The organism is Micrococcus lylae NBRC 15355 (genome assembly GCF_001570885.1).
In the GTDB taxonomy this organism is placed as follows: Bacteria; Actinomycetota; Actinomycetes; order Actinomycetales; family Micrococcaceae; genus Micrococcus; species Micrococcus lylae.
The window spans coordinates 50,387-75,147 of sequence record NZ_BCSN01000006.1 but is presented as its reverse complement, the minus strand read 5'-3'; the positions used below and the strand labels follow the sequence as shown (position 1 = coordinate 75,147).

The window sequence follows — 24,761 nt, the reverse complement described above, 5'->3', positions numbered from 1 at the left end:
GTCCGGACGCACCTGCCGCATCACACGGACAAGGGCCTTCTGCACCCGATGGTTCGGCTCGAGGAAGCCGTCCCGCTCACCGAGGAAGCGGACCTGATCGATGCCCAGAACGGCGGCCGCGGCACGCTGCTCCGCATGCCGGCGGGCGGTCATGGCCTCCGGCCCCTCGGAGTCGAAGCCTCCGGCATCGCCGTCGGTGACGATGCACTGCACCACGCGCACGCCGGCGGCGGTCAGCCCTGCGAGGGTCGCGGCGGCGCCGAAGTCGAGGTCGTCGGGATGGGCGCCGACGGCGAGCGCGGTACGCCAGCCGTGGCGCGCGGCGAGGTCGGCGGGGGTCAGGAGAGTCTGCATGGCTCCCATTCTCCCCCGCCGCCCCGTGGGACGCCGCGGTGGGCGTCGGCCGGGTGCGTCCCGACGCCGGCCGGATCAGCCCTGCTGGTCGCCGGCGGCGAAGGTGACCTCGAAGGCCTGCTCCTTGCCGTCGCGGCGCACGGTCACCTCGGCCGAGTCGCCGGGCGCGAACTGGCGCACGGTGGCGGTGAGGGACTCGCTGTCCTTGACCGGATGGCCGTCCACCTCGGTGACGACGTCCCCCTGCTTCAGCCCGGCCTCGTCCGCCGGAGAGCCGGAGACGACCTCACGGACCTCGGCCCCGGCGCTGAACTGGGTGCGGGTCCTGGCGCCGCCGCCCTGGACGTCCGCCTCCGCGGGGGTCACGGAGACGCCCAGGAACGCGTGGTCCACTTCGCCTTCCTCGATGAGCTCCTGGGCGATGCGGTGGGCGTAGTCCACCGGGATGGCGAAGCCGACGCCGATGTTGCCGGACTCACCGCTCTGCCCCTGGCCACCGGCCGAGGCGATGGCCACGTTGATGCCGACCAGGTCGCCGTTGGCGTCCACGAGCGCGCCGCCCGAGTTGCCCGGGTTGATGGCGGCGTCCGTCTGCATGACGTTGAGGAACACGGACCCCTGGGTCCGCTGACCGCTGCCCTGCTGCGGGAACTGGAACTCGTACGGGGATCCCTCGGAGGTGTTGTCCGGGACCTCCGAGGACGCCACCGAGATGGTGCGGTTCAGCGTGGAGACGATGCCGTCCGTGACCGTCCCGGCCAGGCCGAGCGGGGCGCCGATGGCGACCACCTGGTCGCCGACCTGCACGTCCTCGGACGTGCCGATGCCGATCGGGGTGAGGTCCTCGGCGTCCACCTTGATGACGGCGAGGTCGGACTTCGGGTCGGTGCCGACGACCTTCGCCGCGTAGACCGAGCCGTCCGACGTCTGGACGGTCAGCTCCGCGTCGGAGGTCGTGCCGCCCATGGTGACCACGTGGTTGTTGGTCAGGATGTGGCCCTCCTCGTCCAGCACGACGCCGGAGCCGGAGCCGCTGCCGGAGCTCGCGATGGTGGAGATCGTCACGACGGAAGGGGAGGCCTTCTCGGCCGCCTTGCTCACCGTGCCGGCCTCGGCGCTGCGGTCCGCCGCACCGCTCTCACCGGACCCCTGAGCATCCTGCGGGTCCTGGGCGGCGCCGTCGCCGGTCTCGGTGCCCCGGTCCCCGTCCCCGTCCCCGTCCCCGCCGTCCTGCGCGGACGACGCGGCCGGCGCGCCGCCGTTCGCGAGGGCGACGGCACCGGCCCCCACGCCGCCGCCGACGAGTCCGGCGGCGAGCACACAGGCCGCCAGCAGTCCGGCGCCGACGCGCTTCGGGCTGCGCTCGCCGCTGCCCGCGGAAGGCGGGGTCTGGCCGTTGACGTCGGTCGGCGCCGGCTGCTGGGGGTACGACATGGTCCTGGTCCTCTCGTGCGTCGCCTCGGGGCTCGAGCCGCGGGGCGCCGCCGTCCGTGCTGGTGGTGTTCGCCGGGTCGGCGTGGGGTCGATGGAGTCCATGATGGAGCGGTTCTCTGGACATCTCCTGGAATCAGCCTGGAGGTCAGCCGCGGCTTCGCGGAGACATCGCTGTGCCCGCGACACGCCCGCGTCAGCTGTGGGCGGAGTATGCGTCCGATCTCTTCACCGGGGGTGTCCGCCCTGCCTAGACTGCCACCAAGCCGACGCCGCGCGTCGGACCCCGGGAAACCCGGGCATGGCCGCGGCTCCCCGACCGTCAGGAGCGTTCCGTGCAGCGACCACCTCTCCGCCGTCCCGTCCCCGTGCTCGCCCGTGCGGTCCTGGTCGGCGGCGTCGGAGCGCTCGCCGCGGCGGCCGCGACCGGGGCGCATGCGGCCATGGACGTCCCGCCCGGGACCTTCGTGGTGGACCAGGCGGACGTGCTCTCCTCCTCCGAGGAGTCCCGTCTCGAGTCCGAGGTCGCACAGCTGCGGCAGGACACCGGCGAGAGCCTCTACGTGGTCTACGTGGACCAGTTCCCGAACGGGGACAGGGCGTTCGTGCAGGACTTCGCGGACACCAACAGCCTGAGCACCAACGACACGGTGCTGGCGATCGCCGTGGAGACTCGCCGCTACGCGCTCGATGCCGCGGACGGATCGCAGCTGAACGCCATGCAGGACGACATCACCCGCACCTACGTGACCCCGTCGCTGCAGAAGAACACCACCGGGGACACCCCCGACTGGCTCGCCCCCGCCGTCGCCGCAGTGCAGGGCGTGGACGACGCCGCGGACGGCACCCTGGACGGCCGCGGAGAGAGCGGCCAGGAGTACACCCCGGACGGCGCCCTGCCCCAGGGCGAGGGCGGGGGCGCGACGACCGGCTCCGACTCCGGCTCCGGCGCGGCCGGAGCGCTCACCGGTGGCCTGGTGGCCGCGGGCCTGGGCGCCGGCGGCTACCTCGTGTGGAAGCGGTCACGGAAGGACCATTCCCGGACCCCGGAACGGGGACAGATCGCCTCCGCCCCGGCGGCGCCGAAGGACCCGTTGGACGAGATGCCCCTCGAGGAGCTGCACGCGAAGGCCGGCTCGAAGCTCGTCGCCGCGGACGACGCGATCCGCTCCTCAGAACAGGAGGTGGGCTTCGCGGAGGCGGCGTACGGCGCGGACGCGATCGCCACCTTCAAGGAGGACATCGCCACGGCGAAGGAGCACATGCGCGCCTCCTTCCAGCTGCAGCAGCAGATGGAGGACGACATCCCGGACACCGAGGAGGACCAGCGCCGCTGGCTCAAGGAGATCATCGGACGCTGCGACGAGGTCGGCGCCGCCCTCGCCGCCCATCAGAAGGAGTTCGAGCAGCTCCGCGACCTGGAGAACCGCGTCCCGGACGCCCTGGGGGAGCTCGGCTCCGCCGTGCCCGCAGCGGAGGAGAAGGTGACCGAGGCGGAGCAGACCCTCGTGCGCCTGCACTCCTCCTACGCGGACTCCGCCCTCGCCGAGGTGGGGGACAACGCGGAGCAGGCCCGTGAGCGCCTGGACTTCGTGCGGACCGCAGAGGAGAAGGCCCGGACGTCCTGGGACGCAGGGGACCGCCCCACCGCGGCCCTGGCCGTGCGCGCCGCCGAGGAGGCGCTCGACCAGGTGCGCACCCTCACCGAGGCCGTCCGCCGCGCCGAGGGCACGCTCGCCGAGACCATGGAGCACCTGCGCCAGGGCGTGGCCCAGTGCCGCCAGGATGTGGCAGAGGCCCAGGCCGTGGTGGACTCCGGCCGCAGTCCCGAGCTCGCCGGACCGACCGGCGGACTCAAGGCCGTCCTGCAGGACGTGCGCACGCAGATGGACGCCGGCCGCCCGGACCCCGTGGACCTGATCCACCGCCTCGAGGCGGCGCACCGTCAGCTCCACGCACCGCTGGCCGGTGTCCGCGACGCCCGCGAGCACGCCATGCAGGCCTCTCGCATGCTGCCCTCGGCGATCACCCACGCCCAGGGCCAGATCGACGGCACCGCAGACTTCATCTCGGCCCGCCGCGGCGCCGTCGGCCCCGAGGCACGGTCCAAGCTCTCCGAGGCCGCCCGGACGCTCGACGCCGCCCGCGGCATGCGCACCTCGGATCCGGCCGAGGCGCTCGACGCCGCGCACCACGCCTCCGACCTGGCCGAGCGCGCCTCCGAGCTGGCCCGCCGTGACGTGACCTCGTTCGGCATGCAGTACGGCGGTGCGGGATTCGGCCAGGGCTTCGGCGGCGCCGACCGCTACCGCCGACGCGGCGGCTCGTCCTTCGGCTCCGGCCTGGGCGGTGCCATGCTGGGAGGCATCCTGATCAACTCGATCCTGAACTCCGGTGGCTCCTCCGGCGGCTCCGACTGGGGCGGAGGAGGATTCGGCGGACTCGGCGGCGGCGGCCTGTCCGGAGGCGACTTCGGCGGATTCGGCGACCTCTCAGGAGGCAGTTTCTGATCCGGCCGGCACACGCCGTCCTTGCGGCACGCGCCGCATGCAGTCCACCGGTCCCACGGACCGGACCGACGCCCCGTGAGGGGCCTCGGACCCGGCCCTGAGGGGGCCTGTACACGATGAACACCGAGTCGGCAGCTCACGGCGCCGGCACCACAGAAGGGAAACGCCCATGGTCAAGCAGTCCATCTTCGGCCGCATCTCCACCCTGGCGAAGGCCAACATCAACGCCATGCTGGACAAGGCCGAGGACCCGCAGAAGATGCTGGACCAGATGGTCCGGGACTACACCAACAACATCGCGGAGGCCGAGTCCGCCGTGGCCCAGACCATCGGCAACCTCCGGATGATCGAGGACGACTACCGCGAGGACCAGGACGCCGCCCGCAGCTGGGGCCAGAAGGCTCTCGCCGCCTCCCAGAAGGCCGACCAGTTCCGCTCCTCCGGTGACGAGGCGAACGCCGCCAAGTTCGACAACCTCGCCAAGGTCGCCATCGAGCGCCAGATGGATGCCGAGCGCCAGGCGAAGGCCGCCGAGCCGACCATCACCTCGCAGCGCGAGATCGTGGAGCGTCTCAAGACCGGCCTGGACCAGATGAAGGTCAAGCGCCAGCAGCTGGTGTCCAAGCGCGACGAGCTCACCGCCCGCGCGAAGTCCGCCAAGGCCCAGTCCGCCGTGGCCGACGCTGTGAAGTCCATCGACCTGCTGGACCCGACCTCCGAGGTCTCCCGCTTCGAGGAGAAGGTCCGCCGCGAGGAGGCCCGCGTGCGCGGCCAGCAGGAGCTCGCCGCCTCCTCCCTGGACTCCCAGTTCGAGTCCCTCGAGGACCTGGGCGAGCAGACCGAGGTCGAGGCCCGCCTGGCGGCCCTCAAGGCCGGCGGCTCCCAGCCGTCCGAGCTGACCTCCGGCGCCGACTCCGAGGACGCCGAGCTCTCCATGGACTACTCGGCCGAGCAGACCGAGACCGGCACCGGCACCCAGAACTGATCCGCACCGGAGGGGCCCGACGACGGCCGCTCCCCCGGACAGCCCGACGGCCCCCGGACTCCCCGGTCCGGGGGCCGCCGCACGTGCACCGTCTCCCCTGCATGCCGCGGTGCGCCGCCACCGGCATGCACAAGGCCCCCAGGACCGAAGTCCTGGGGGCCTTTCTCGTTGCGGGGGCAGGATTTGAACCTGCGACCTCCGGGTTATGAGCCCGGCGAGCTACCGAACTGCTCCACCCCGCGGCGACTTGTTCTACTTTACACACCTCCGCCGGGAGCACCAAATCGAGGGTGCCCGATCTGGGCGTGACACTGCCCACATCGGAGCGGCGGGCACCCCGCCGCGCCCGCCGCGGTCCCGTGTATCCGTCGCACGGGCCCCCGACCTCGAGCGCGTCCCCGGACGCCGGACGGCCCCGGCCCCGTCCCCGCGTGAGGCGGGAGACGGAGGGCCGGGGCCGTCGTCGGGAAGGGCGCCGCAGGCGTCAGTCCTGCGCCTTCTTGGCCTCCTCCTCGGCGGCGATCGCCGCCTCGAGGGCCTTGTTCAGGCGGTCCTGCTGCTTGCCGTACTCGGCCCAGTCGCCCTCGGCCAGCGCCTCCTCGCCGCGCTCGATGGCGTCCTGCGCCTCCTTGAGGGCCTTCTCCAGGTCGGAGCCGGCCGGGGCCGGGGTGTCGCCGCCGGTCTCACCCTCGTCGGAGCCGCCCTCGTCGGAGCCGCCGTCACCGGCCTCTCCGCCGCCGGTCTCACCCTTGTCGAACTCCTGCTGCTCCTCCGGCGTCACCGCACCCGAGTCGCCGTCGAAGACCTGGTTCAGGGCCCCCTCCAGGGTGTCCGCGAAGCCGACTTGGTCGCCGAAGGAGACGAGCACCTTGCGCAGGGTCGGGTACGAGGTGGGGCCCGAGGACCGCACGTACACCGGCTGCACATAGAGGATGCCGCCGGCCACCGGGAGGGTGATCATGTTGCCGTTGATCACGTCCGAGGCGCCCTGGCGGAGCAGGTTCAGCTCCTGGGACACGCTGTCGTTCGAGTCGAAGTTCGCCTGCGCCTGGCCCGGTCCGGGGACCGTGGTCTGGCGCGGCAGCTCGAGCAGGCGGAGCGTGCCGTAGGAGTCGCGCTTCTGGCCGTCCTCGCCGGTGCCGGCGTCGCCGTCGGCGGAGAGGAAGCCGTACAGCACGTTGCGCTGCTGCGCGCCCTGCGTGATCTGCGGGATGAAGGTCGAGGTCAGCGAGAACGCGGCCTCGTCCTGGCCCGGCATCTGCATGGTCATGTAGTACGGCGGCTGCTTCACGTTGTCGTCGTCCTGGGTCGGGTCCGAGGGGACCGACCAGGCGTCGTTGTTCTCGTAGAAGTCGTCCGCATCGGTCACGTGGTATCGGCCGAGCAGCTCACGCTGCACCTTGAACATGTCCTCCGGGTAGCGGACGTGGTCCATCAGCTCCGCGCTCATCTCGGAGTACGGGTGCATGATGTCCGGGTACACGTTCTGCCAGGCCTTCAGCAGCGGGTCCTCGGTGTCCCACGCGTAGAGCTTCACGGTGCCGTCGTAGGCGTCCACCGTTGCCTTCACGGAGTTGCGGATGTAGTTCACCTGGCCGGAGAGGTTGAACTGCTCGTTGCGGTTCAGGGCGTCGGTGGTGGCCTCGCCCAGCGCCTGTGCGGTCGAGTACGGGAACGCGTCCGAGGTGGTGTAGGCGTCCACGATCCACTGGATGCGCCCGTCCACGATCGCCGGGTAGGCGTTCGAGTCCACGGTGAGGAACGGGGCGACCTTCTGGACGCGCTCCACCGGGTCACGGTCGTACAGGATCTGCGATTCCTCGTTCACATCGGAGGACAGCACGAGCTCGGTGGAGCCGAACTTCACGGCGTAGGCGAGCTGGTTGAACAGGTTGCCCACGGACGGGCCGCCGTCGCCGGAGAAGGTGTAGGCGGTGTCCTCGCCGGAGTCGGCGGTCTGCGGGCGGTCGCGCTCCTTCGGCGCCGCGCCCTCGGGAGCGCCCACCACGGAGTACTCCGGCGAGTTGGTGCCGAAGTAGATGCGCGGCTCGTAGTCCTTCTCGTCCGCCAGCGCGCCGGTGGTGGGGATGCCGGAGAGCAGGAACTTCGGCCGGCCCTGGGCGGCCACCTCGGAGGCGTCCGCGGCCACCATGCCGTAGCCGTGGGTGTAGACGATGTGGCTGTTCACCCAGGACTGGTCCTCGCTGACGTTGACGTCGCGGACGGACACCACGGTGTCGCGGGTCTCCCCCTCGATCTCGTAGCGGTCCACGTGCAGCGTGTCGGGGAAGGTGTAGTACGGGCGGAACTGCTGGAGCTGGCCGTAGGTCTGCGAGAGCAGGTTCGGATCCATCAGGCGGATGTTCGCGGTGTTCGCGGACTCGCCCGCCAGCGCGCCGGCCTCGGCGTCGGTGGCGCCCTCGTAGTTCGTGGTCTCGACGTCATGCAGGCCATAGGCCTCGCGGGTCATCTCGATGTTGCGCTTGATGTACTCGGCCTCGAGGGAGCGCTCGGACGGCTGCACCTGGTACTGCTGCACCAGGAACGGGTAGCCGGCGCCCACCACGAGCGAGGTGATCACCAGGACCGCGGTGCCCACCAGGGCGACGCGCCAGCGGCCGTTGAGGATGGTCACCACGAACAGGGCGGCCACGATCACCGCGGTCACCGCGAGGATCGCGGAGGTCGGGATCACGGCGTGCACGTCCGTGTACAGGGCGCCGGCCCAGCCGCCGTCCTGCGACTGCAGGGTGCGGTAGCGGGCGAGCCAGTAGTTCACACCCTGCAGGAGCAGGAACAGCGCGGCGAAGACGCCCACATGGATGCGGGCGGGCTTCTCCACGGTCACGCCGCCGCGCTCCTCCACGCGGATCGAGCCGTAGAGGTAGTGGACCAGCAGGCCGGCGATGCCGGCCACCAGGGTCACGGAGATCAGGAAGCTGACCAGCATGCCGAGGAACGGCAGGGTGGCCAGGTAGAAGCTGATGTCCATGCCGAACTGCGGATCCTGCTTGCCGTAGGGCTCCTGGTTCAGGAACAGCAGGACCGTCTGCCAGCCGTTCATGGCGGCGGAGCCGGCGAACAGGCCGACCACCACGGGAACGGCGACGAACACCAGGCGGCGCATCGGCTCGAGCTGCCGCTGGTACTGGCTCAGCGAGTCGCGGCCGGCCGAGGGCGCCTTCTGCGGGCGGCCCTTCCAGGCCAGGCGCACGGACAGCCACACGGCCGCGGCCATGACGACCGCGGCGACCGCGAACAGGGCCACACGGGTCCAGATCTCCGTCCAGAACACATCCGCGAAGCCGATCTGGTTGAACCAGAGGATCTCGGTGTAGACGCCGGTGAAGAGCACGAAGAGCCCCACCAGCACGACCACGGAGATCAGGGTGAGCACCAGGGCGCTCGGACGACCCGGTCGACGGGACTGCCCACCCTTCCGGGCACCGCCGCCCTCGCCCCCGTCGCCTCCGCCGAAGGGGCCGCGGCCCGCTCCTCCGCGGCCGCCGGCGCCGTCACCGTCGTCGCCGCGGCCGCCGAACGGGTTGAAGGGCCCGAAGGCGCCGAACGGTCCGTCGTTCCCCTTCCCCGGCGATCCGCCGGATCCTCCCTGATGCGGCGGGCCTCCGAAGGGCCCGCTTCCTGACTGTCCGAAGCTCACTCGTCTCCTCTGTGGTGCTTCCCGTCCCGCCGCCTGCGGGACTCGTGCTGATGGTCTCGGCGCCCCGTCCGTCCGACGGGGACTCCGTGGTGCCGGTGCGGGGCTGCGCGGCACGGCATCGTGCTGCGCTCCCCCACCGTCCGGGTCGTGGTGCGGCCGATGTCAGCCGCAGGTGCGCACCCCCTCGGGGGTGCGCCCGTGGGCCACGGCGTCCACCGTGTCCCGGGCCGTGGACAGGGTGTCCACGGCGTACACGGTCAGCCCCTCCGGGACCCGACCGTCCAGATCTGCGCAGTTCTCCATGGGGGCGAGGAACACCTCGGCCCCGGCCTCCCGGGCACCACGGACCTTCTGCGGGATGCCGCCGATCGCCCCGACGACGCCGTCCGGGGTGATGGTCCCCGTGCCGGCGATGTGCCGCCCGCCGGTGAGGTCGCCCGGCGAGAGCCGGTCCACGATGGACAGGGCGAACATCAGCCCGGCGGAGGGGCCGCCGATGTCCTCGAGCGCGATGTCGACCTGCACGGGGAACTCGAACGTCTGCTGCAGGTACGCGCCCATGAGCCAGCGGTCCGGCCCGTCGGTGGGGGCCGCGGACACGGGGACGTCGATCCGCATCTGTTCGCCGTCGCGGCGCACGGTCATGGGCACCGGGTCTCCGCCCGAGGCGTTGAGGACGTTCTTGAGCGCAGACACGTCCGAGACCTGCTCGCCGTCGGCCTCCAGGATCACGTCTGCCACCTGCAGCGCCCCCTCCGAGGCGCTGCCCTCGGTGAACTCCTGCACGGTCAGCTGGGTGCGGTAGTCCACGCCGAGCTCGGTGAGGGCGGCCGCGGTGGCGATCTCCTGGGACGAGGCCATGGCGGCCGTGTTGCCGGCGCTGACCTCCTCGGAGGTGGTGCCGGTCGGGTAGACGAGCTCCCGCGGGACCACGTCTGCGCCCGGGTCCAGCAGGGCTCCGAGCAGGTCCGAGGCGGTGGTGGTTCCGGTCGGCGGCCCGCCCACGAGCACGGTGGTCATGTCGAGGCGGCCCTCGGAGGCGCCGTGGTCGTCCACCTGGGCCGTGTCCTCCTCGCCGGTGACGGTGAGGACCTCGTGCCCCTCATAGGTGCCGAGGACGTCGATGGCGGGGCCGGGGCTCTCCACGATGTAGGGGGTCGGCGCGGCCACGGCGACCGTCGCGCTGGCCGCGGCGATCCAGCCGGCCAGGCGAGGCGGCCTGCGGCGGCGGGCGGCCGTCGTCGTGGTTCCGGCGGGCGGCGAGGCGTGGCGGGGTCGGGCCGCAGATGCAGGTCCCCGGGGCGCGTCCGGGCGCGGCTCCGGAGAGGGTGTCTTCTGGGGCACGCGGCACCGCTTCCTGTAGCTCGGCCGAGGCGGGCTCGGCGGGGCGGGTCCGTGCGCCGTCGGCGTGCGACGGACACGGAACGGCCCCGCCAGTCTACCCGTTCCCCGACGACGGCCCTCGGTCATGTCCTCCCAGGTCGCCCGGGCGCCCGGCAGAGGCCGGACACCGCGTCCCGCGGGCGGCCCGCGGCCGTCACCTGGTGGCGAACACCGGCCCGCGGACGGGCCCCGGCACAGACAGGGCACGGCCGACGCCACTACGCTGAAGGACATGACCAACGACCCGAAGAACCCCGGATCCGGCGACGAGCGCGACCCCCTGGAGGAGATGCTCGGGCGCCTCTTCGGCGGTCAGGGCCCGGACCCGGAGGAGATCCGCCGCGCCATGGAGCAGATGGGCGGCCCCGGCGGCGGCGCCATGCCCGGCTTCGACCCGTCGCAGATGGACCCGGCGATGATGCAGCAGATGATGGCCCAGTTCCAGGCGATGATGAACCCGGCCGCGTCCGGCCAGTCCGGTCCCGTGAACTGGGACCTGGCCAAGAACGCGGCCCGCCAGGCCGTGGCCGGCACCGACCCGTCCGTGGGCTCGTTCGCCCGCCGCGAGGTCGACGAGGCGCTGCGCCTGGCCGAACTGTGGCTCGACGGCGCGACCGACACCGAGCAGTCCGGCCTGATCGGCAAGGCCGTCTCCCGTGCCGAATGGGTCGAGGCGACCATGGACAGCTGGCGCCGCATGACAGAGCCGGTCGCCACCTCGCTGTCCCGGGCGATGTCCGCGGCGATCGAGCAGCAGCTCTCCCGGCAGATGCCCGAGGAGATGGCAGGCATGCTCGGCGGCCTGGAGGGCCTGAAGCCGATGCTGCAGAACATGGGCGGCACCATGTTCGGCCTGCAGCTGGGCACGGCCGTGGGCGAGATCGGCAAGGACGTGCTCTCCGGCACCGACATCGGCTTCCCCCTGGCCGGCCACACCCTGTCCATGCTGCCGGTGAACATCGAGGAGTTCGGGGACGGGCTGTCCGTCCCGGACGACCAGCTGCGCATCTACCTGGCACTGCGCGAGGTGGCCCGGATGCGCCTGTTCCTCCACTCCCCGTGGCTGGAGCGGGACCTGTTCGCGGCGATCGAGCAGTACGCCGCCGGAATCCGCCTGGACACCGAGGGCATCGAGTCCGCCGCGGCGAACGTGGACCCGATGGACCCGGAGTCCATGCAGCAGGTGTTCGACGGCCGTTCCTTCATCGCCGAGCCGGACGCCACCCAGCGCGCCGCCCTCGAGCAGCTGGAGCTGCTGCTGGCCCTGGTGGAGGGGTGGGTGGACGTGGTGGTCGCCGAGGCCGCCGCTCCCCTGGACCACGCCGCGGCGCTGCGCGAGACCATGAACCGCCGCCGCGCCTCCGGCGGCCCGGCCGAGCACGCGTTCGCCGCGCTCGTGGGTCTTGAGCTGCGCCCGCGCCGCCTGCATGCCGCCTCCGATTTGTGGGCGGAGATCACCAAGACCCACGGCAAGCAGTACCGGGAGGAGGTCTGGCGCCATCCGGAGCGCCAGCCCACCGCCGAGGACCTGGACGATCCGACCGGCTACGCCGGCCGCCGCGAGGAGCAGGACAGGACCACCGACTCCCTCGACGACGAGCTGCGCCGCCTGCTGGACGGCGGGTTCGGGGACGCCCCGAAGGAGAAGTGATCCCCTCCTGCTGACCGCCCGGTCCTCGCCGACGACGGCCGCCCTCCGCCCGCGACAGGCGCACCCGGGACGGTCGTCCGATGGAGACGACGAGGCCGCCGCTCCCCTGCCGGGGCGGCGGCCTCCTCGCGTTCAGGACGTTCAGGACTCGGTGTCCGCAGCCTGGTCCGGGGTGGCGTCCGGCACGGCGTCCGGGCTGAGCCCGCGGCCGGTGGCGAAGGTGACGCCCTGGAGGAAGGCCATGGCCTCGGCGTAGCGGTCGTACCGGGACACCAGGCGCCGGAAGGCCGGTCCGTGGCCGGACTCGAGCAGGTGGGCCAGCTCGTGGACCAGCACGGCGTCCAGGACCCACTCCGGCATGCCGTGCACCTGGGTGGAGATGCGGAGGGTGCGACGCGACGGGGTGCAGGAGCCCCACCGCTGCCGCTGCCGGGAGGACCAGGTCACGGACGTCGGGCGGGGCGCCTCGGGCACAAGGCGAGCGCGGAGGCGCTCCGCTCGGGCGGCCAGGGAGCCGTCGTCGGGTGCGGGACCGTCGTCGTGGGCCGCCGGCGGGGCCGGGGCCTTGGCGATCATGCGCTCGATCCACTGGCGCTCCTCCCCCGCCGCCAGGCCGGCGGGCAGCAGGATGCGCAGCCGGCCGTCCCGCCAGGCCGCGGACACGGTGCGGCGACGGGCCGTGGAGCGGATGAGCGTCAGCGGGACCCCATGGACCTCGGCGAGCTCGGTGGTGCGCACGGCGGGGGCGCGGCCGGAACGGCCGCCGGACGAGGCGCGGGAGCCAGGCGCTGTGCGGCGCGGAGTCGAGCGGCGACGCGATCCTCCGTTGAAAGGCATCCCCACATTGTGCACCGTCCGGGACTCGGAGGCGGCACCTGTGGAGGACCGAACCGCACGGGCGTCGTCGGGGGACGGCCTGCTGTGGACGGCCGCGGGGCCGTCGGACGCGTCGATGCGACGCTGGAACGGACCCGCCGCGGACGGATCCGCGGCGGACCGGAGTGGTCGCAGGCGTCGGGAGGGACGCCGGAGGGGACAGAGCATGCGGATCGATCCGACGGTGTCGACGGTGCAGGTCGGCCCGGGGCAGGTGCAGGTGGGCAACGGGCCGCGGGCCGTGGTGGTGGACGTCCGGCCCCGCGGGGTGCGGACGCTGCTGGCCGAGCTGTCGGCGGGGACGGTGGCCGGACGCGGCTCCGCGGCTGCGCTGGCGCGCCGCTGCGGCATGGAGGAGACGGAGCTGGCCCTGGTGCTGGAGGGCCTGGCACCGGTGCTGGTCGAGGGCGCAGGGGCGGACGGCGCAGCGGACCCTGGGGCGGACAGCGCAGCGGACCCCGGAGCAGACGGGCGCCGGGACAGCGGCGGGAACGAGACGCAAGTTGCTCCGGCGCCGAGCCGGGCGCTGCCGGACGCCGTGCACGTGGACGGGCTCGGGCCGACCGGGGCCGCGGTGGCCGACCTGCTGGCCGCCGCCGGGGTCGGACGGTTCGGGCTGACGGACCAGCGCCCGGTGCGGGCGGAGGAGCTGGGCCACGGGCTCGTCACCGCGGACGTCGGACGGCCGCGGAACGAGGCGCTGGCCCAGCGCCTCGGAGACCGCGGGGTCGCCGCGGTGGCCTGTCACCCGGCTGGACGCCGCGCGATCGGGGCGGTCACGGTGACGGTGGCGGCGGGCGCCTGGGACGCGGACCGGCTGGCCCGGGCGCAGGCCGGCGGGCACATCGTCCTGCCGGTGGTGCTGCGTGACGAGGACACGCTCGTGGGGCCCTGGTGCGCGCCGGACGTCCCGGGATGCCCGCTGTGCTGGGAGCGCTGGGCCGGACAGGAGGACCCGCTCCGGGCGCAGCGGACCGCGGCACTGCACCGGGCCGGGGCCGGCCGGGACCCGGTGGAGCGGGCCCGCCTCACGGCCTGCGTGGTGGTCGCGGCCCTGAAGAGCGGGCCGGTGCCGGGACTCGCCTGGCGGGTGCGGGACCAGGCCCCCGGACCACGGTCGTCGCCCCTGGGCGTGGACGAGGAGTCCGTGGCGCCCTGGCCGGGCTGCGCCTGCGGCGGGTGAGGGCTCTGGCGAGGGGCGGCTCGGACAGCTCAGGCGACGTCGGTGCCGTGGAGCAGCTCGATGACCTCTTCCCCGTAGGACTCCAGCTTGATCCTGCCGACGCCGGAGATCCTGAGCAGCTCGGCCGCGGAGCGCGGCATGGTCTCGGCGATCGCGACGAGCGTGGCGTCCGTGAACACCACGAACGGCGGCTTGCGCATCTGCTTCGCCTTGGCCGTCCGCCAGTCCTTGAGCGTGTCCAGAACGGCCTCGTCATAGGTGGCCGGGCAATCGATGCAGCGCCCGATCTTTCGCTCGGCGCCGGTGTCCAGGACCTCGCCGCAGGTGCGGCAGGTCGCGGGGGCCGCGCTGCGCCGGCGGCGGGCCGGGGCGGCCGACGCCGAGGCCGCCGCGGCCTTTCGGTTGCCTCCGAGCGTGGAGTCGATCGCGGACAGGAAGCGGGACGGCCTGCGGGTGGACCGGCCGCCGCCGCGGGACAGCGTCCAGGTCAGACAGAGGTGCTTGCGCGCACGCGTGATTCCCACGTAGAGCAGGCGGCGCTCCTCGTCCACCTCCGCGGGGGTGTCCGCGAAGGAGATCGGCATGAGCCCCTCGGACAGGCCCACGAGGAAGACGGCGTCCCACTCCAGGCCCTTGGCCGAGTGCAGGGACGCCAGGGTGACGCCCTGGACCGCCGGGGCGTGCTGGTGCTCGGCGCGCTCGTCCAGCTCGGCCACCAGCTCGGTGAGGGTGAACTCCGCGCCGCGGGTGTCCGCCAGCTGCTCGGCCAAATGCACGAGCGCCCGCAGGGACTCCCACCGCTCGCGGTGGGCCCCGGAGCCGGCCGGAGGCTCGTCCGTGTAGCCGAGTGAGGACAGCACGTCCTTGACGCGCTGGATCACGTCGGCACCGGTGAGGTCCTGGGCCGCGCGGGCGGCCGCCCGCAGCTGCAGGATGCCGTCCCGGACCTCGGCGCGGGAGAAGAACCGCTCGCCGCCGCGCAGCAGGTAGCCGATGCCCGCCGTGGTCAGGGCGGTCTCGAACGCCTCGGACTGGCCGTTCGTGCGGAAGAGGACGGCGATCTCCGAGGCGGGCACGCCCTCGTCGATGAGCCGCTTCGCCTGCTCCGCGACCCAGCCGGCCTCGGCCTCGTCGTCGTCGCACTCGGCGAACACGACCTGCGGGCCGGACTCGCGCTGGGACACCAGCTGCAGCGGCTCCGGCCACGCCGGGAGGGAACGGTCGCGGGCCCCGGCGCGGGTGCGGTCGGCCAGCAGCCGGTTGGCGGCTTCGACCACCTGGGGGCTGGAGCGGTAGTCCCGGACGAGCTTCACCTGGGTGGCGTCCGGGTAGCGCTCGCGGAAGCCCGTGAGGAAATCGGAGGTCGCGCCGGTGAAGGAGTAGATGGTCTGGGAGGCGTCGCCCACCACGCAGAGGTCGTCGCGGCCGCCGAGCCACAGGTCCAGGAGCCGATGCTGCAGCGGAGAGACGTCCTGGTACTCGTCCACCACGAACACCCGGTACTGCTCGCGGACGGTGGCCGCGATGCGCTCCTCGGACTCCAGGATGGCCACCAGGATCAGGAGCACGTCCTCGAAGTCGATGGCCTGCTGCGCCGTCTTGAGCTCCTCGTAGCCGGCGTAGAGGCGGGCCACGGTGACCGGGGTCCAGCCGGAGGGCATGTCCCGCTCCGCGGCCGCCTCGGCGTAGGCCTCGGGGGCGTGCAGGGACACCTTCGCCCACTCGATCTCCGAGGCGAGGTCACGCAGGGCGGCGCGGTCCACGCTCATGCGCATGCGCTGGGCCACCTGCGTGAGCAGGCGGACCTTGTTCTCCATCACGTTGGGCATGGACCCGCCCACGGCATGGGGCCAGAAGTAGCGCAGCTGGCGCAGGGCAGCCGCGTGGAAGGTGCGGGCCTGGACGCCGTGGGCGCCGAGGTCGCGCAGGCGGGTGCGCATCTCCGCGGCGGCGCGCGCCGTGAAGGTCAGCGCCAGCGTGCGCTGCGGGTCGTAGACGCCGCAGGCCACGCCGTACGCGATGCGGTGGGTGATGGCGCGGGTCTTGCCGGTGCCGGCGCCTGCGAGGATGCAGACGGGTCCGTGGAGCGCGGTCGCGGCCTGGCGCTGCTCGGCGTCGAGGCCGCGGAGGATCTCATCGGGCGAGCTCACGGGTGTTCCAGACTCCTTCGGGCGCTTCGGCGTCGGCGTGCCCGCACGGGCAGGCGCTCCACCGTATCAACGGCGTCTGGACGGGGCCCGAGAGCCACACCGGGGCCGGTGTCGCCCCAGGGCGACGAGCCCGGACGGACCTAGGATTGTGGGCGTGAACCGTCAGCCCATGCATCTCGCCGCCCTTGCCGCCGCTGCCGTCCCGGGCCTGTCCCCGACCGGCGTGCTGGCCAGCCCGGACGACCCCGCGGACTTCTCCTCGGCGATCGTGCTGGCCGAGAGGGGCGAGCGCTGGCGCGTCCGCTCCCCGCACACCCCGGAGGCCGCCATGCGCCTGGAGACCGAGCTTCAGGTGCTCGCCGGCTTCACGCCTGCCGTGCGGGCGAACCTCCCCTTCCGCACCCCGTCCGTGGCCGGTGCCGTCCGCTTGGACGGGCTGCGCACCTTCGTCTACCAGGACATGCCGGGGGCCGTGCATCCGCTCGAGGACCTGGTGGACGCCGGCGAAGCGGCCGTGGCGGACGTCGCCCGGGTGATGGCCGCCATCCACACCCTCCCGGACCAGGTGGTGGCCCTGGCCGACCTCCCGGTGTACACCCCCGAGCAGGTCCGCACCCGCCGGCTCAACGAGCTGGACCAGGCCGCGACCACCGGCCGCATCCCGGCCACGCTGCTGCGCCGCTGGGAGACCGCCCTGGAGGAGAAGGAGCTCTGGAGCTTCGAGCCCGTCCCGGTCCACGGCGACCTGCACGAGGAGAACCTGCTGCTCGAGCGCGGCCGGGTGGTCGGGGTGACCGGATGGACCGACCTGCATGTGGGCGACCCGGCCGTGGACTTCGCCTGGCTGGCCGCCGTCGAGGACCCCGACTTCGCAGACCGCGTGCTCGAGGCCTACCGTGCGCGCCGGGGGGCCGCCGGCGCCGCCGACGACGGCGACGAGCACCTGATGCGCCGCGCCGCCCTGGTGGCCGAGTTCGCCCTCGCCCAGTGGCTGGTGCGCGGCGTGGACCGCCACGACACGGCCATGGTGGCGGAGGCGGAGGAGATGCTCGGCGAGCTCGAGGACGGGATCCGGGCGGCCGAGGAGGCCGAGCGCGCCGCCGAACAGGCCCGCCGCGCCGAGGCGGAGCGCGCCGAGCTCGGCGCCCCCGCCTCCGGCGTGGACGACGAGGCCGAGACCGGCGTGCTGCCGGCAGTGCCGCCGTCCGGCACGCCGCGCACCGGCGGCTCGCACCAGGCCTGATCCGGCGCCGGCCGCCGAGGCTCTCTGCCGGCCCCCGACGGTCGAGGAGGCCGGTCACCCCGCAGCGCCCGCCTGGTGTCAGGGGCTGCCCAGCGCCTCACGCAAAATCCGCTCCAGCTCCTCCTCCCCGGGGAGCGCCTCCATGGTGCGCTCCTCGCCGTGGGCGATGTAGACGAAGCTGGCGCCGATGTTCTCCAGCGGGATCCCGTGCAGCCGTGAGAAGGCCAGCCGGTAGACGGCCAGTTGCAGCGCCTTGTTCTCCAGATCCCGGCCAGTGGGCACCCGGCCGGTCTTCCAGTCCACGAGCTCCCACTGCGCCTCCGGGTCGAAGGGGTCGGCCGGGTCTCCTCCGGAGCGGTAGACGGCGTCCACACGGCCGCGGAGGGTCACTCCGGCCACCGTGGTCTCCAGCGGCGCCTCCACCTGGGCGGGAGTCCGGTCCGCCCAGCGGGAGGACAGGAACCACTGCTGCATCGGCTCGAGGTCGAGGGCGTCGTCCATCCACTGGTCGGCGGCGTCGTCCGGGTCGTCGATGTCCAGCATGCCGGTGGCCTCGAAGCGGTCCTCGAGCCAGGCGTGGAAGGCGGTGCCGCGGCGGGCGGCGTGGGCCGGCGGGCGGGGCATCGGCCTGCGCAGCTGCTCAGCCACGGCCTCCGGGTCCTTCGCCAACTCGCCGTACAGGGAGACGGACAGGTGCTGCGGCAGGGCCACCTCGCCGCTGGCGTCCTGCAGGGCGCGCTCACGCAGCACGGCCCACTCCAGCTGGGCGCCGAGCGCCGAGTCCAGGTCCAGGTCGGCAGGATCGGCTCCGCGCACGGCAGCGGCGGCGGCCTCGACGGCCGCGCGGCGTCCGCGGGAACGGCGCGGCAGCTCGGTCCAGGCCTCGCGGTCCTCGGGGTCGTCCGGGTCCACGTCGTAGGCGATCGGGCCCTCGAGCGGGTCGAACGGCCAGAGGGCCGCCCGCATGCGGCCGGCGGTGGGGTTGGCGTCGGTCCGCTGCTGGTCGGTGAGGCGAGTCCCCCAGCCGACGCCGGCGACCGGTGTGGGGCCGTCCTCGGCGAGCTCGGCGGCCTCGGCGAAGAACTCGGAGACCTCCACGGGCGTCTTGTTGGTCCCCTTCCACTGGCAGGTGCTCAGCCAGAGGCGGCTGCGGGCGCGGGTGAAGGCCACGTAGGCCAGGCGCCGCTCGTCCCGGAGCGTGTGCTCGGTGAGCAGGGTGGCGAAGTCCGGGCGGGAGCCGAGCAGCTCGAGGGCGGCCTTGGCCTTCACGGTCCCGGAGCTCTGCACCCAGTCGCGGTCATTCTCGGCCCACGAGTGGTCCCACTGCGGGAGGGCGTTCCGGTCTCCGCGCAGGGGCCACGGAAGGGCGCCGGCGCCGAGGGCCATCCAGCGGTCGGCACGGGTGGAGGGGAAGGCGCCGCGCACCAGGCCGGGCACGGCCACGACGTCCCACTCCAGGCCCTTGGAGGCGTGGGCGGTGAGGACGGAGATCGCGCGCGGGTCCGGCTCGGCGTTCTCGATGCCCAGGCCCTTCTCGTGCTCGGCGGCGGACTCGACCCAGGCGAGGAATCCGGCCAGGTCCACGGTGCGTCCGACGGCGCGGCGACCGAACTGCCGGGCGGTGTCGATGAAGGCGTTCAGGTGCCGCCGGGCGGCCACGGCGGAGGGTCCGGGGCGCAGGGCGAGCTCGACGTCCAGGCCGGTGGCGCGCTCGACCTCGCCGATCATCTCGGCCGGGTCCATGTCCGTGCGGCGGGCCAGGCGGCGGAGCATGTCCCGGGCGGCGGTGAGCCGGCGCAGCCCCTCGGCGGAGAAGGTGCGCCCGTCGCGGCCGGTCCAGCGGCTCGACTCGCGGGGCAGGTCGTCCAGGGCCTCGAGCAGCACGGCGGCGTCCGCGTCCTCCTCCGGGCTGGTGTCCTCGAGGCGGGCGGCCTCCTCGTCGCTCTGGCGCGTGCGCAGCCGGGCGACGAAGCGGGCGCGTTCCTTCAGCAGTGCCAGGTCGGCCGGGCCGATGCGCCAGCGCGGGCCGGAGAGCCAGCGAACGAGGTGGTCGGAGCGGCCGGGCTCGGCCACCACGTGCAGGACGGCGAGGACCTCGGCGACCTCGGGCAGGGACAGCAGGCCGTTGAGCCCGAGGACCTGGTAGGGGGCGCCGGCGGCCTCGAGCGCGTCGATCACCGGGCCGAACTGGGCGCGTCCGCGGCAGAGGATCGCCCGCGAGGGCACGGGGCCGTCGCCGGCGTCGTCGGCGAGCCGCTGCATCCGGGCGACGAGGTCGGCGGCCTCCTCCTCGCCGGTCACGTACTCGTCCAGGCGGACCTCGCCGGCGGAGGCGCCGGGGCGCGACTGCAGGGGTTGCACCTGGACGGTGTCCGTCTCCGGCTGGGCCATGGGCGCCACGATCCGGTTGGCCAGGGCGAGGATCGACTCGTCGTTGCGCCAGGCGGTCGTCAGGTGGGACACGTCCGCCGGCCTCAGCCTCCCGACGACGGCCCCCTCCCCCGTCTGCGCCTCGCCGTCCGCGGCGGCCGGGTCGGCGCCGGGTGCCTGCCGCGCGTCCTCGTCCCTCGCCGGGAAGCGGTGAGGGAAGTCGAAGAGCTGCCCGGCGGAGGCGCCGCGGAATCCGTAGATGGACTGGTGGGGGTCGCCGACGGCGGTGACGCAGTGGCCGACGCCCTCGCCGGAGGACGCGCCGAAGAGCCCTGCGAAGATCGTCATCTGGGCGTGGGATGTGTCCTGGAACTCGTCCAGCAGGACCACTCGATAGCGGTCTCGCTCGATGTGGCCGACCTCGGGGACGTCGGCGGCGATGCGGGCAGCATGGCGGAGCAGGTCGCCGAAGTCCATGACCTCGGCCTCCTCCTTGGCGGCCGTGTAGGCCTCGACCATGTGCGCCATGAGCAGCCGGGCCCGCAGGGAGAAGAGCAGCTCGCCGGCCTCCTTGTTGCGGGCGGCCCCGGCACGGGTCGGCGGCAGGGAGGCGCCGTGGGCGATTTCGGCGGCCAGGTAGTCGCGGACGGCGTCGGGCTCGACGAGGTGCTCGGCCATGTCCCCGGCCAAGCCGAGCGCGCCGGAGACGAGCGTGGACAGGGCGGGTGCACCCTCCTGCAGGTCCACATCCGCGTCCTCGGCGATCTGCCGCATCATCCGATACGCGTCGGCGTCGGTGATCTGCACGGCACCGGGTTCGACGCCGATGCGCAGCCCGTGGTCCCGGACGAGGGCGCCGGCGTAGGAGTGGTAGGTGGAGACGGCGGCGCGGCCAAGCTCCTCGGCAGTGCCCTCGAACCCGGGGATCTCGAAGCCGGGCACGGCGAGCAGCCGCTCGAGGCGGCCGTTGATGCGGTGGGCGAGCTCGCCGGCGGCCTTGCGGGTGAAGGTGACGCCGAGGACCTGGTCCGGGCGGACGAGTCCGTTGGCCACGAGCCAGACGACGCGGTCGGCCATGGTGGCGGTCTTGCCGGAGCCGGCGCCGGCCACCACCAGGCGCGGCGTGAGCGGCGCCTGGATGACCTCGGCCTGCTGGGCGGTGGGCCGCAGCCAGGTGCCGGCCTCCTGCTCGGCCTCGGTGGCCAGGAGGCGGGCGAGCTCGTCGGGGCTGTAGCGGATCTGCATGGGCTGCTCCACGGTCTGGGCTGGGCTGCTCGGTGCTGGGCTGCTCTGGGCTGTGCCGCCGCCCGGGCGGCCGGCGGTGGTGCTGGGGGCGTCGGTCACCGGGTCCACTCGGTCACCTGCCGTCCCTCGGAGCACAGCGGGCAGAGCGCCGCGTGGCGGCAACGGTCCCCTGTGCCGTGCAGGGTCAGGTAGAACGGGCCGACCGTCCGGCCGGCGGCGAGCGCCAGCTGGGCCCATGCCCACTCGTCGTCCTCGCCGAGGGCGGGCTGGTCCTGGACCTTGACCTTCTTGGTCCCCGCGCCGAGCTGCACGAGCCCGGCGCCGCCGGGCTCGGTGGGTCGGGAGACGCCGGGGACCTCGACGCCCTCGGCGGTGAGCGCGCCCGCGGCGAGGGCCACCTGGTAGGCCGCCAGCTGGGGCTGGCGCAGCATCTCCTTCTGCGTGGGGGTGCTCCGGCCGGTCTTCAGGTCGATCACGTAGGGGCGTCCCTCGGCGTCCACCTCGAGACGGTCGATCACACCGGTGATGCGCACGGTGACGTCGGCCAGCGGCACCGGCACGTCGATCCGGATCTCCTGGGCCACGCACACACGGCCGGCGTCGCGGGACTCGGGCAGGTAGCGGATGAAGGTCTCCACGAGCTCACGGACCCGCTCCAGCTGGACCTCGCCGGTCCAGCCCGCCGGCAGGCCGAGCTCGGGCAGGCGACGCTCGACCTCGTCCCGCAGCGCTTCGGGCGGGCCGGCAGGGTGGGCCTCACAGACGCTGTGCACGAAGGTGCCCACGGACTGCGCCAGGGTGGTGGTCGCCTCGGCCCCGGCCTGGGACATGATCCAGTCGAGCGGGTTCTGCAGGAGCATCTGGGCGCGCGAGGGGGACAGCCGGACCTCTCCGGCCGGGTCCACGACCGGTTCCTGCGAGGACAGCGGGGCCAGGCCCCACCAGTGGTCCGGATGGGCTGCCTCCACGCCCTGGGCGGCGAGCCAGGCGAGGCCGCCCGCGGCCTCGGCGCCGTCCTTGCCCTCGCCCTCCTCCAGCGAACGCCGCATCCGGGCCACGAGGGCGCCGGTGGTGAGCGGGTCGGGGACCTCGGTGCAGACCAGCTCGCCCTTCTCGGTGCGTTCGGGGCGGGCGATCAGCTCGAGGAACTCGGACGGTGCCGCCTCATGGTTGACCACGGCCGTGCCGACCACCGTGTGACGGGCCCGTGAGACCGCGGCGGCGAACGTGCGCAGCTCATCCTGGCGGGTCTCCTGCAGGCGGATCCGGTGCGGGGTCGGCCAGGCCGCGCCCTGACGGTGCAGGACGAGGTCCGCCAGGTCCGTGGCGCCGAGCAGCTGGCCGCGCAGGCGGGTGTTGGGCCAGACGCCGTCCTGGATCCCGACGACCAGCACGGTGTGCCAGCCGCGGCCGGCCGCGGAGGCGGGGGTGAGCACGTGCACGGCGTCCCGTCCGGACGCGCCGCGGGCCAAGGAGTCCATCGGCAGATCCTGGGACTCCATGTAGCGGGAGAACGCTGCGGGGGCAGCGCCGGGGAACTGGTCCACATAGCGCTCGACCATCTGGAACAGGGCGACGACGGCGTCGAGGTCCGCGTCCGCGCGCCGGCCCTCGCGGGCGGCGTCCGGGCGGTCGGTCTTGCCGAGCGCAAGACGGCGCCATGCCTCCCCGCGTTCGGCGGCCTCCCAGACGGCCCAGAGGACGGTCTCCGCGGTGGCCCCCTCCTGCCGGGCGGCGTCGAGCCCGGCGTGGAGCATGCGGGACAGGCGCTGCAGGCCGTGGTGGCGAGGCGCCTCCTCCCCCAGCAGCGAGGGGTCCAGCAGGGCGGCCGGAAGCAGCACCTCGGAGCGACGGCGTCCGCCGCGGGCGCGCTCCGTGGCGAGCAGGTCCTGGCGCAGGCGGCGCAGGTGCAGCGGCGTGGTGCTGCCGTAGCGGCCGCGCAGCAGGTGCTGCACGTCGAGGGAGTCGAGGACGTCCGCGAGCACGTCCTGGCGGTCCTCCTCGGCGGTGTCCCGGCCGTCCTCGTCCACGAGGGCGGCCACCACGGTCAGCAGGTGCAGCAGCGGGGCCACCGCGGGCTCGTCCTTGAGGACGGTGCCGGCGACGTCGCGGACGACCGGCACGCCCTCCGACTCGAGGAACGCGGTGATCTCGGCGACGCGGGAACCGGCGCGGGCGATCACGGCGATCTCGTCCAGGGGCACGCCCTGGCCGTGGTGGACCTGCAGCACGCGCTGCAGGACGAGGCGGTCCTCGTGCGCGGCGGTGGGCACCACGTGGACCTCGGCCGCCGGGGCCGGGATCTGTCCGCCGTCCGGCCCCTCGGTGCTGTCCGGCCCCTCAGTGTTGTCCGGCCCCTCAGTGCTGTCCGGCCCCTCAGTGCTGTCCGGCCCCTCGGTAACGTCCGGCCCCTCAGTACCGTCGTCCGTGCGGTCCTCGGCCGCCCGGGTCAGCCCACGCACGCGCGCCAGGTCCGCGGAGGCGGTGGCCACGCGTCGGGCCACCCGCTCCCAGGCCTCGAGCACGGGGGCGGACATGCGGTGGCCCTGGGTGAGCACGTGGATCCGTTCGGCGGCCGGACGCGGCCCGCCCTCCTCGTCCAGACGGGCCGGATAGGAGCCGACCTCTGCCGGGACGGCGCCGCGGAAGCCCTGCACGGTGGTGTCCGGGGAGGCGGCGAGCAGTGCGTCGGTGCCGCGGGCGATCACCGCGAGCAGGTCGTGGACCGCCGGGGTCGCCTCCTGCAGGTCGTCCACCACCACAAGCCGCAGCCTCCGGCGCTCGGCTGCGGCGAAGGCCTCCGTGGCTGCGGCACGCTCCGGGTCGTCCGGGTCCACGTCCGTGAGCACGCGGACGGCTGCGGAGATCAGACCGGCGGGGTCGAACGCCTCGGCCATGCCCAGGTCGATGCGGTCGCGGTAGTCCTGCACGAGGATCGCGGCGGCCTCCCACTCGGGTCGGCCGTGCCGGGCGCCCAGCTCCTGCAGGTCCCCCGGCTCCACGCCGAACTCACTCATGCGGTCCACGAGCTCGCGGACCTCGCGGCGGAAGCCGCGGGTGCCGACGGCCTCGGACACGGACGGCGGCCAGTCCGGACCCACCGCGGTGCCCTCCGCGTAGCCGTCCAGCAGCTCGGCAATCACGGTGTCCTGCTCGGCGCCGGAGAGCAGGCGCGGCGGCCGGGCCAGGTGCCGTAGGGGGCCGTCCACACGGGCGCGGCGGATCAGGTCGAACGCGTAGGAGGACCAGGTGCGCACCGGTGTGACGGCGCGCGTGCCGTGGCCGGTGGCCTCGAGGCGCACGGTCAGGGCGTCCCGCAGGCGAGCCGCGGCCTGGCGGGTCGGTGCGAGCACGAGCACGGACTCCGGGTCCAGCCCCGCCTCGAGCCGGCGGGCGACGGCCTCCACGAGCGTCGCGGTGCGACCGGTGCCCGGGCCGCCGAGCAGCAGGACGGCGCCGTGCCCGGCGGTGAGCGAGGCGACGGCCTCCTGCTCCTCGGCGAAGGCTCCCGGACCCGTCTTCGCGGTGTCCGGTCCGCGCAGCCGGGCCGCCACGGTGCCCTCGACGGTGGACGTCTCCGCCCAGGACTCCTCCCACGCCTGCCGCTGCTCCTGCCGCAGGGCGGCGACCTCCTGCACGTCGTCCGCGGCCGGATGGTCGGCGACGTTCGGCGGGGCGGGGTGCTCGGTGCTCTGGTCCATGTCCCCGATTCTGTCAGG

General features: G+C 73.8%; 13 protein-coding genes and 1 tRNA gene. 5 read left to right on the top strand and 9 right to left on the bottom strand.

Annotated features, from left to right (window positions below; translation table 11 throughout):
• Positions 1-354, bottom strand: a 354-nt coding sequence (locus MLY01S_RS02795) for a PIG-L deacetylase family protein (RefSeq protein ID WP_169795136.1), incomplete at its 3' end; no start/stop codon positions are given.
• A 75-nt stretch (positions 355-429) separates the two neighbouring features.
• A complete protein-coding gene (locus MLY01S_RS02790; RefSeq protein WP_067189081.1) occupies positions 430-1,788 on the bottom strand; it encodes a S1C family serine protease in 1,359 nt (452 codons plus the stop codon).
• A 332-nt stretch (positions 1,789-2,120) separates the two neighbouring features.
• Between MLY01S_RS02790 and MLY01S_RS02785 the strand changes: the two genes are divergently transcribed.
• Positions 2,121-4,295 (top strand): TPM domain-containing protein, encoded by a 2,175-nt coding sequence (locus MLY01S_RS02785; RefSeq protein WP_067189079.1) that lies wholly within the window; start codon positions 2,121-2,123, stop codon positions 4,293-4,295.
• Between the two features lie 169 nt (positions 4,296-4,464).
• Positions 4,465-5,280 carry a PspA/IM30 family protein gene (locus tag MLY01S_RS02780; protein ID WP_067189077.1) on the top strand — a complete coding sequence of 272 codons (816 nt, stop codon included), beginning with the start codon at positions 4,465-4,467 and terminating at the stop codon, positions 5,278-5,280.
• Between the two features lie 168 nt (positions 5,281-5,448).
• On the opposite strand, the gene MLY01S_RS02775 is transcribed toward MLY01S_RS02780, so the two are convergent.
• The 3 genes from MLY01S_RS02775 to MLY01S_RS02765 all read right to left on the bottom strand — a co-directional run bounded on the left by MLY01S_RS02775 (position 5,449) and on the right by MLY01S_RS02765 (position 10,285).
• Positions 5,449-5,522 (bottom strand) — tRNA-Met (locus MLY01S_RS02775).
• A gap of 242 nt (positions 5,523-5,764) precedes the next feature.
• Entirely contained in the window at positions 5,765-8,677 is a 2,913-nt protein-coding gene (locus tag MLY01S_RS02770) for a UPF0182 family membrane protein (protein ID WP_067189100.1), read from the bottom strand.
• Between the two features lie 426 nt (positions 8,678-9,103).
• Positions 9,104-10,285 (bottom strand): YlbL family protein, encoded by a 1,182-nt coding sequence (locus MLY01S_RS02765; protein WP_245232078.1) that lies wholly within the window; start codon positions 10,283-10,285, stop codon positions 9,104-9,106.
• A 271-nt stretch (positions 10,286-10,556) separates the two neighbouring features.
• On the opposite strand from MLY01S_RS02765, the gene MLY01S_RS02760 reads away from it, so the two are divergent.
• Positions 10,557-11,975 carry a zinc-dependent metalloprotease gene (locus tag MLY01S_RS02760; RefSeq protein WP_067189075.1) on the top strand — a complete coding sequence of 473 codons (1,419 nt, stop codon included), beginning with the start codon at positions 10,557-10,559 and terminating at the stop codon, positions 11,973-11,975.
• A 141-nt stretch (positions 11,976-12,116) separates the two neighbouring features.
• On the opposite strand, the gene MLY01S_RS02755 is transcribed toward MLY01S_RS02760, so the two are convergent.
• Entirely contained in the window at positions 12,117-12,812 is a 696-nt protein-coding gene (locus MLY01S_RS02755) for a M48 metallopeptidase family protein (protein WP_082739547.1), read from the bottom strand.
• A gap of 205 nt (positions 12,813-13,017) precedes the next feature.
• On the opposite strand from MLY01S_RS02755, the gene MLY01S_RS02750 reads away from it, so the two are divergent.
• Positions 13,018-14,034 (top strand): hypothetical protein, encoded by a 1,017-nt coding sequence (locus tag MLY01S_RS02750; protein ID WP_067189072.1) that lies wholly within the window; start codon positions 13,018-13,020, stop codon positions 14,032-14,034.
• A gap of 29 nt (positions 14,035-14,063) precedes the next feature.
• Here MLY01S_RS02750 and MLY01S_RS02745 read toward each other — a convergent pair whose 3' ends face one another.
• On the bottom strand, positions 14,064-16,184 hold the full coding sequence (locus tag MLY01S_RS02745; RefSeq protein ID WP_067189070.1) for an ATP-dependent DNA helicase UvrD2: 2,121 nt from the start codon (positions 16,182-16,184) through the stop codon (positions 14,064-14,066).
• A 154-nt stretch (positions 16,185-16,338) separates the two neighbouring features.
• Between MLY01S_RS02745 and MLY01S_RS02740 the strand changes: the two genes are divergently transcribed.
• Positions 16,339-17,427 (top strand): phosphotransferase, encoded by a 1,089-nt coding sequence (locus MLY01S_RS02740; protein ID WP_067189096.1) that lies wholly within the window; start codon positions 16,339-16,341, stop codon positions 17,425-17,427.
• Between the two features lie 78 nt (positions 17,428-17,505).
• On the opposite strand, the gene MLY01S_RS02735 is transcribed toward MLY01S_RS02740, so the two are convergent.
• Entirely contained in the window at positions 17,506-21,141 is a 3,636-nt protein-coding gene (locus tag MLY01S_RS02735; RefSeq protein ID WP_245232079.1) for an ATP-dependent helicase, read from the bottom strand.
• Positions 21,138-24,743 carry an ATP-dependent helicase gene (locus MLY01S_RS12320; RefSeq protein ID WP_067189066.1) on the bottom strand — a complete coding sequence of 1,202 codons (3,606 nt, stop codon included), beginning with the start codon at positions 24,741-24,743 and terminating at the stop codon, positions 21,138-21,140. The genes MLY01S_RS02735 and MLY01S_RS12320 overlap by 4 nt, the downstream gene beginning before the upstream one ends.
• Between the last annotated feature and the right edge of the window lie 18 nt (positions 24,744-24,761).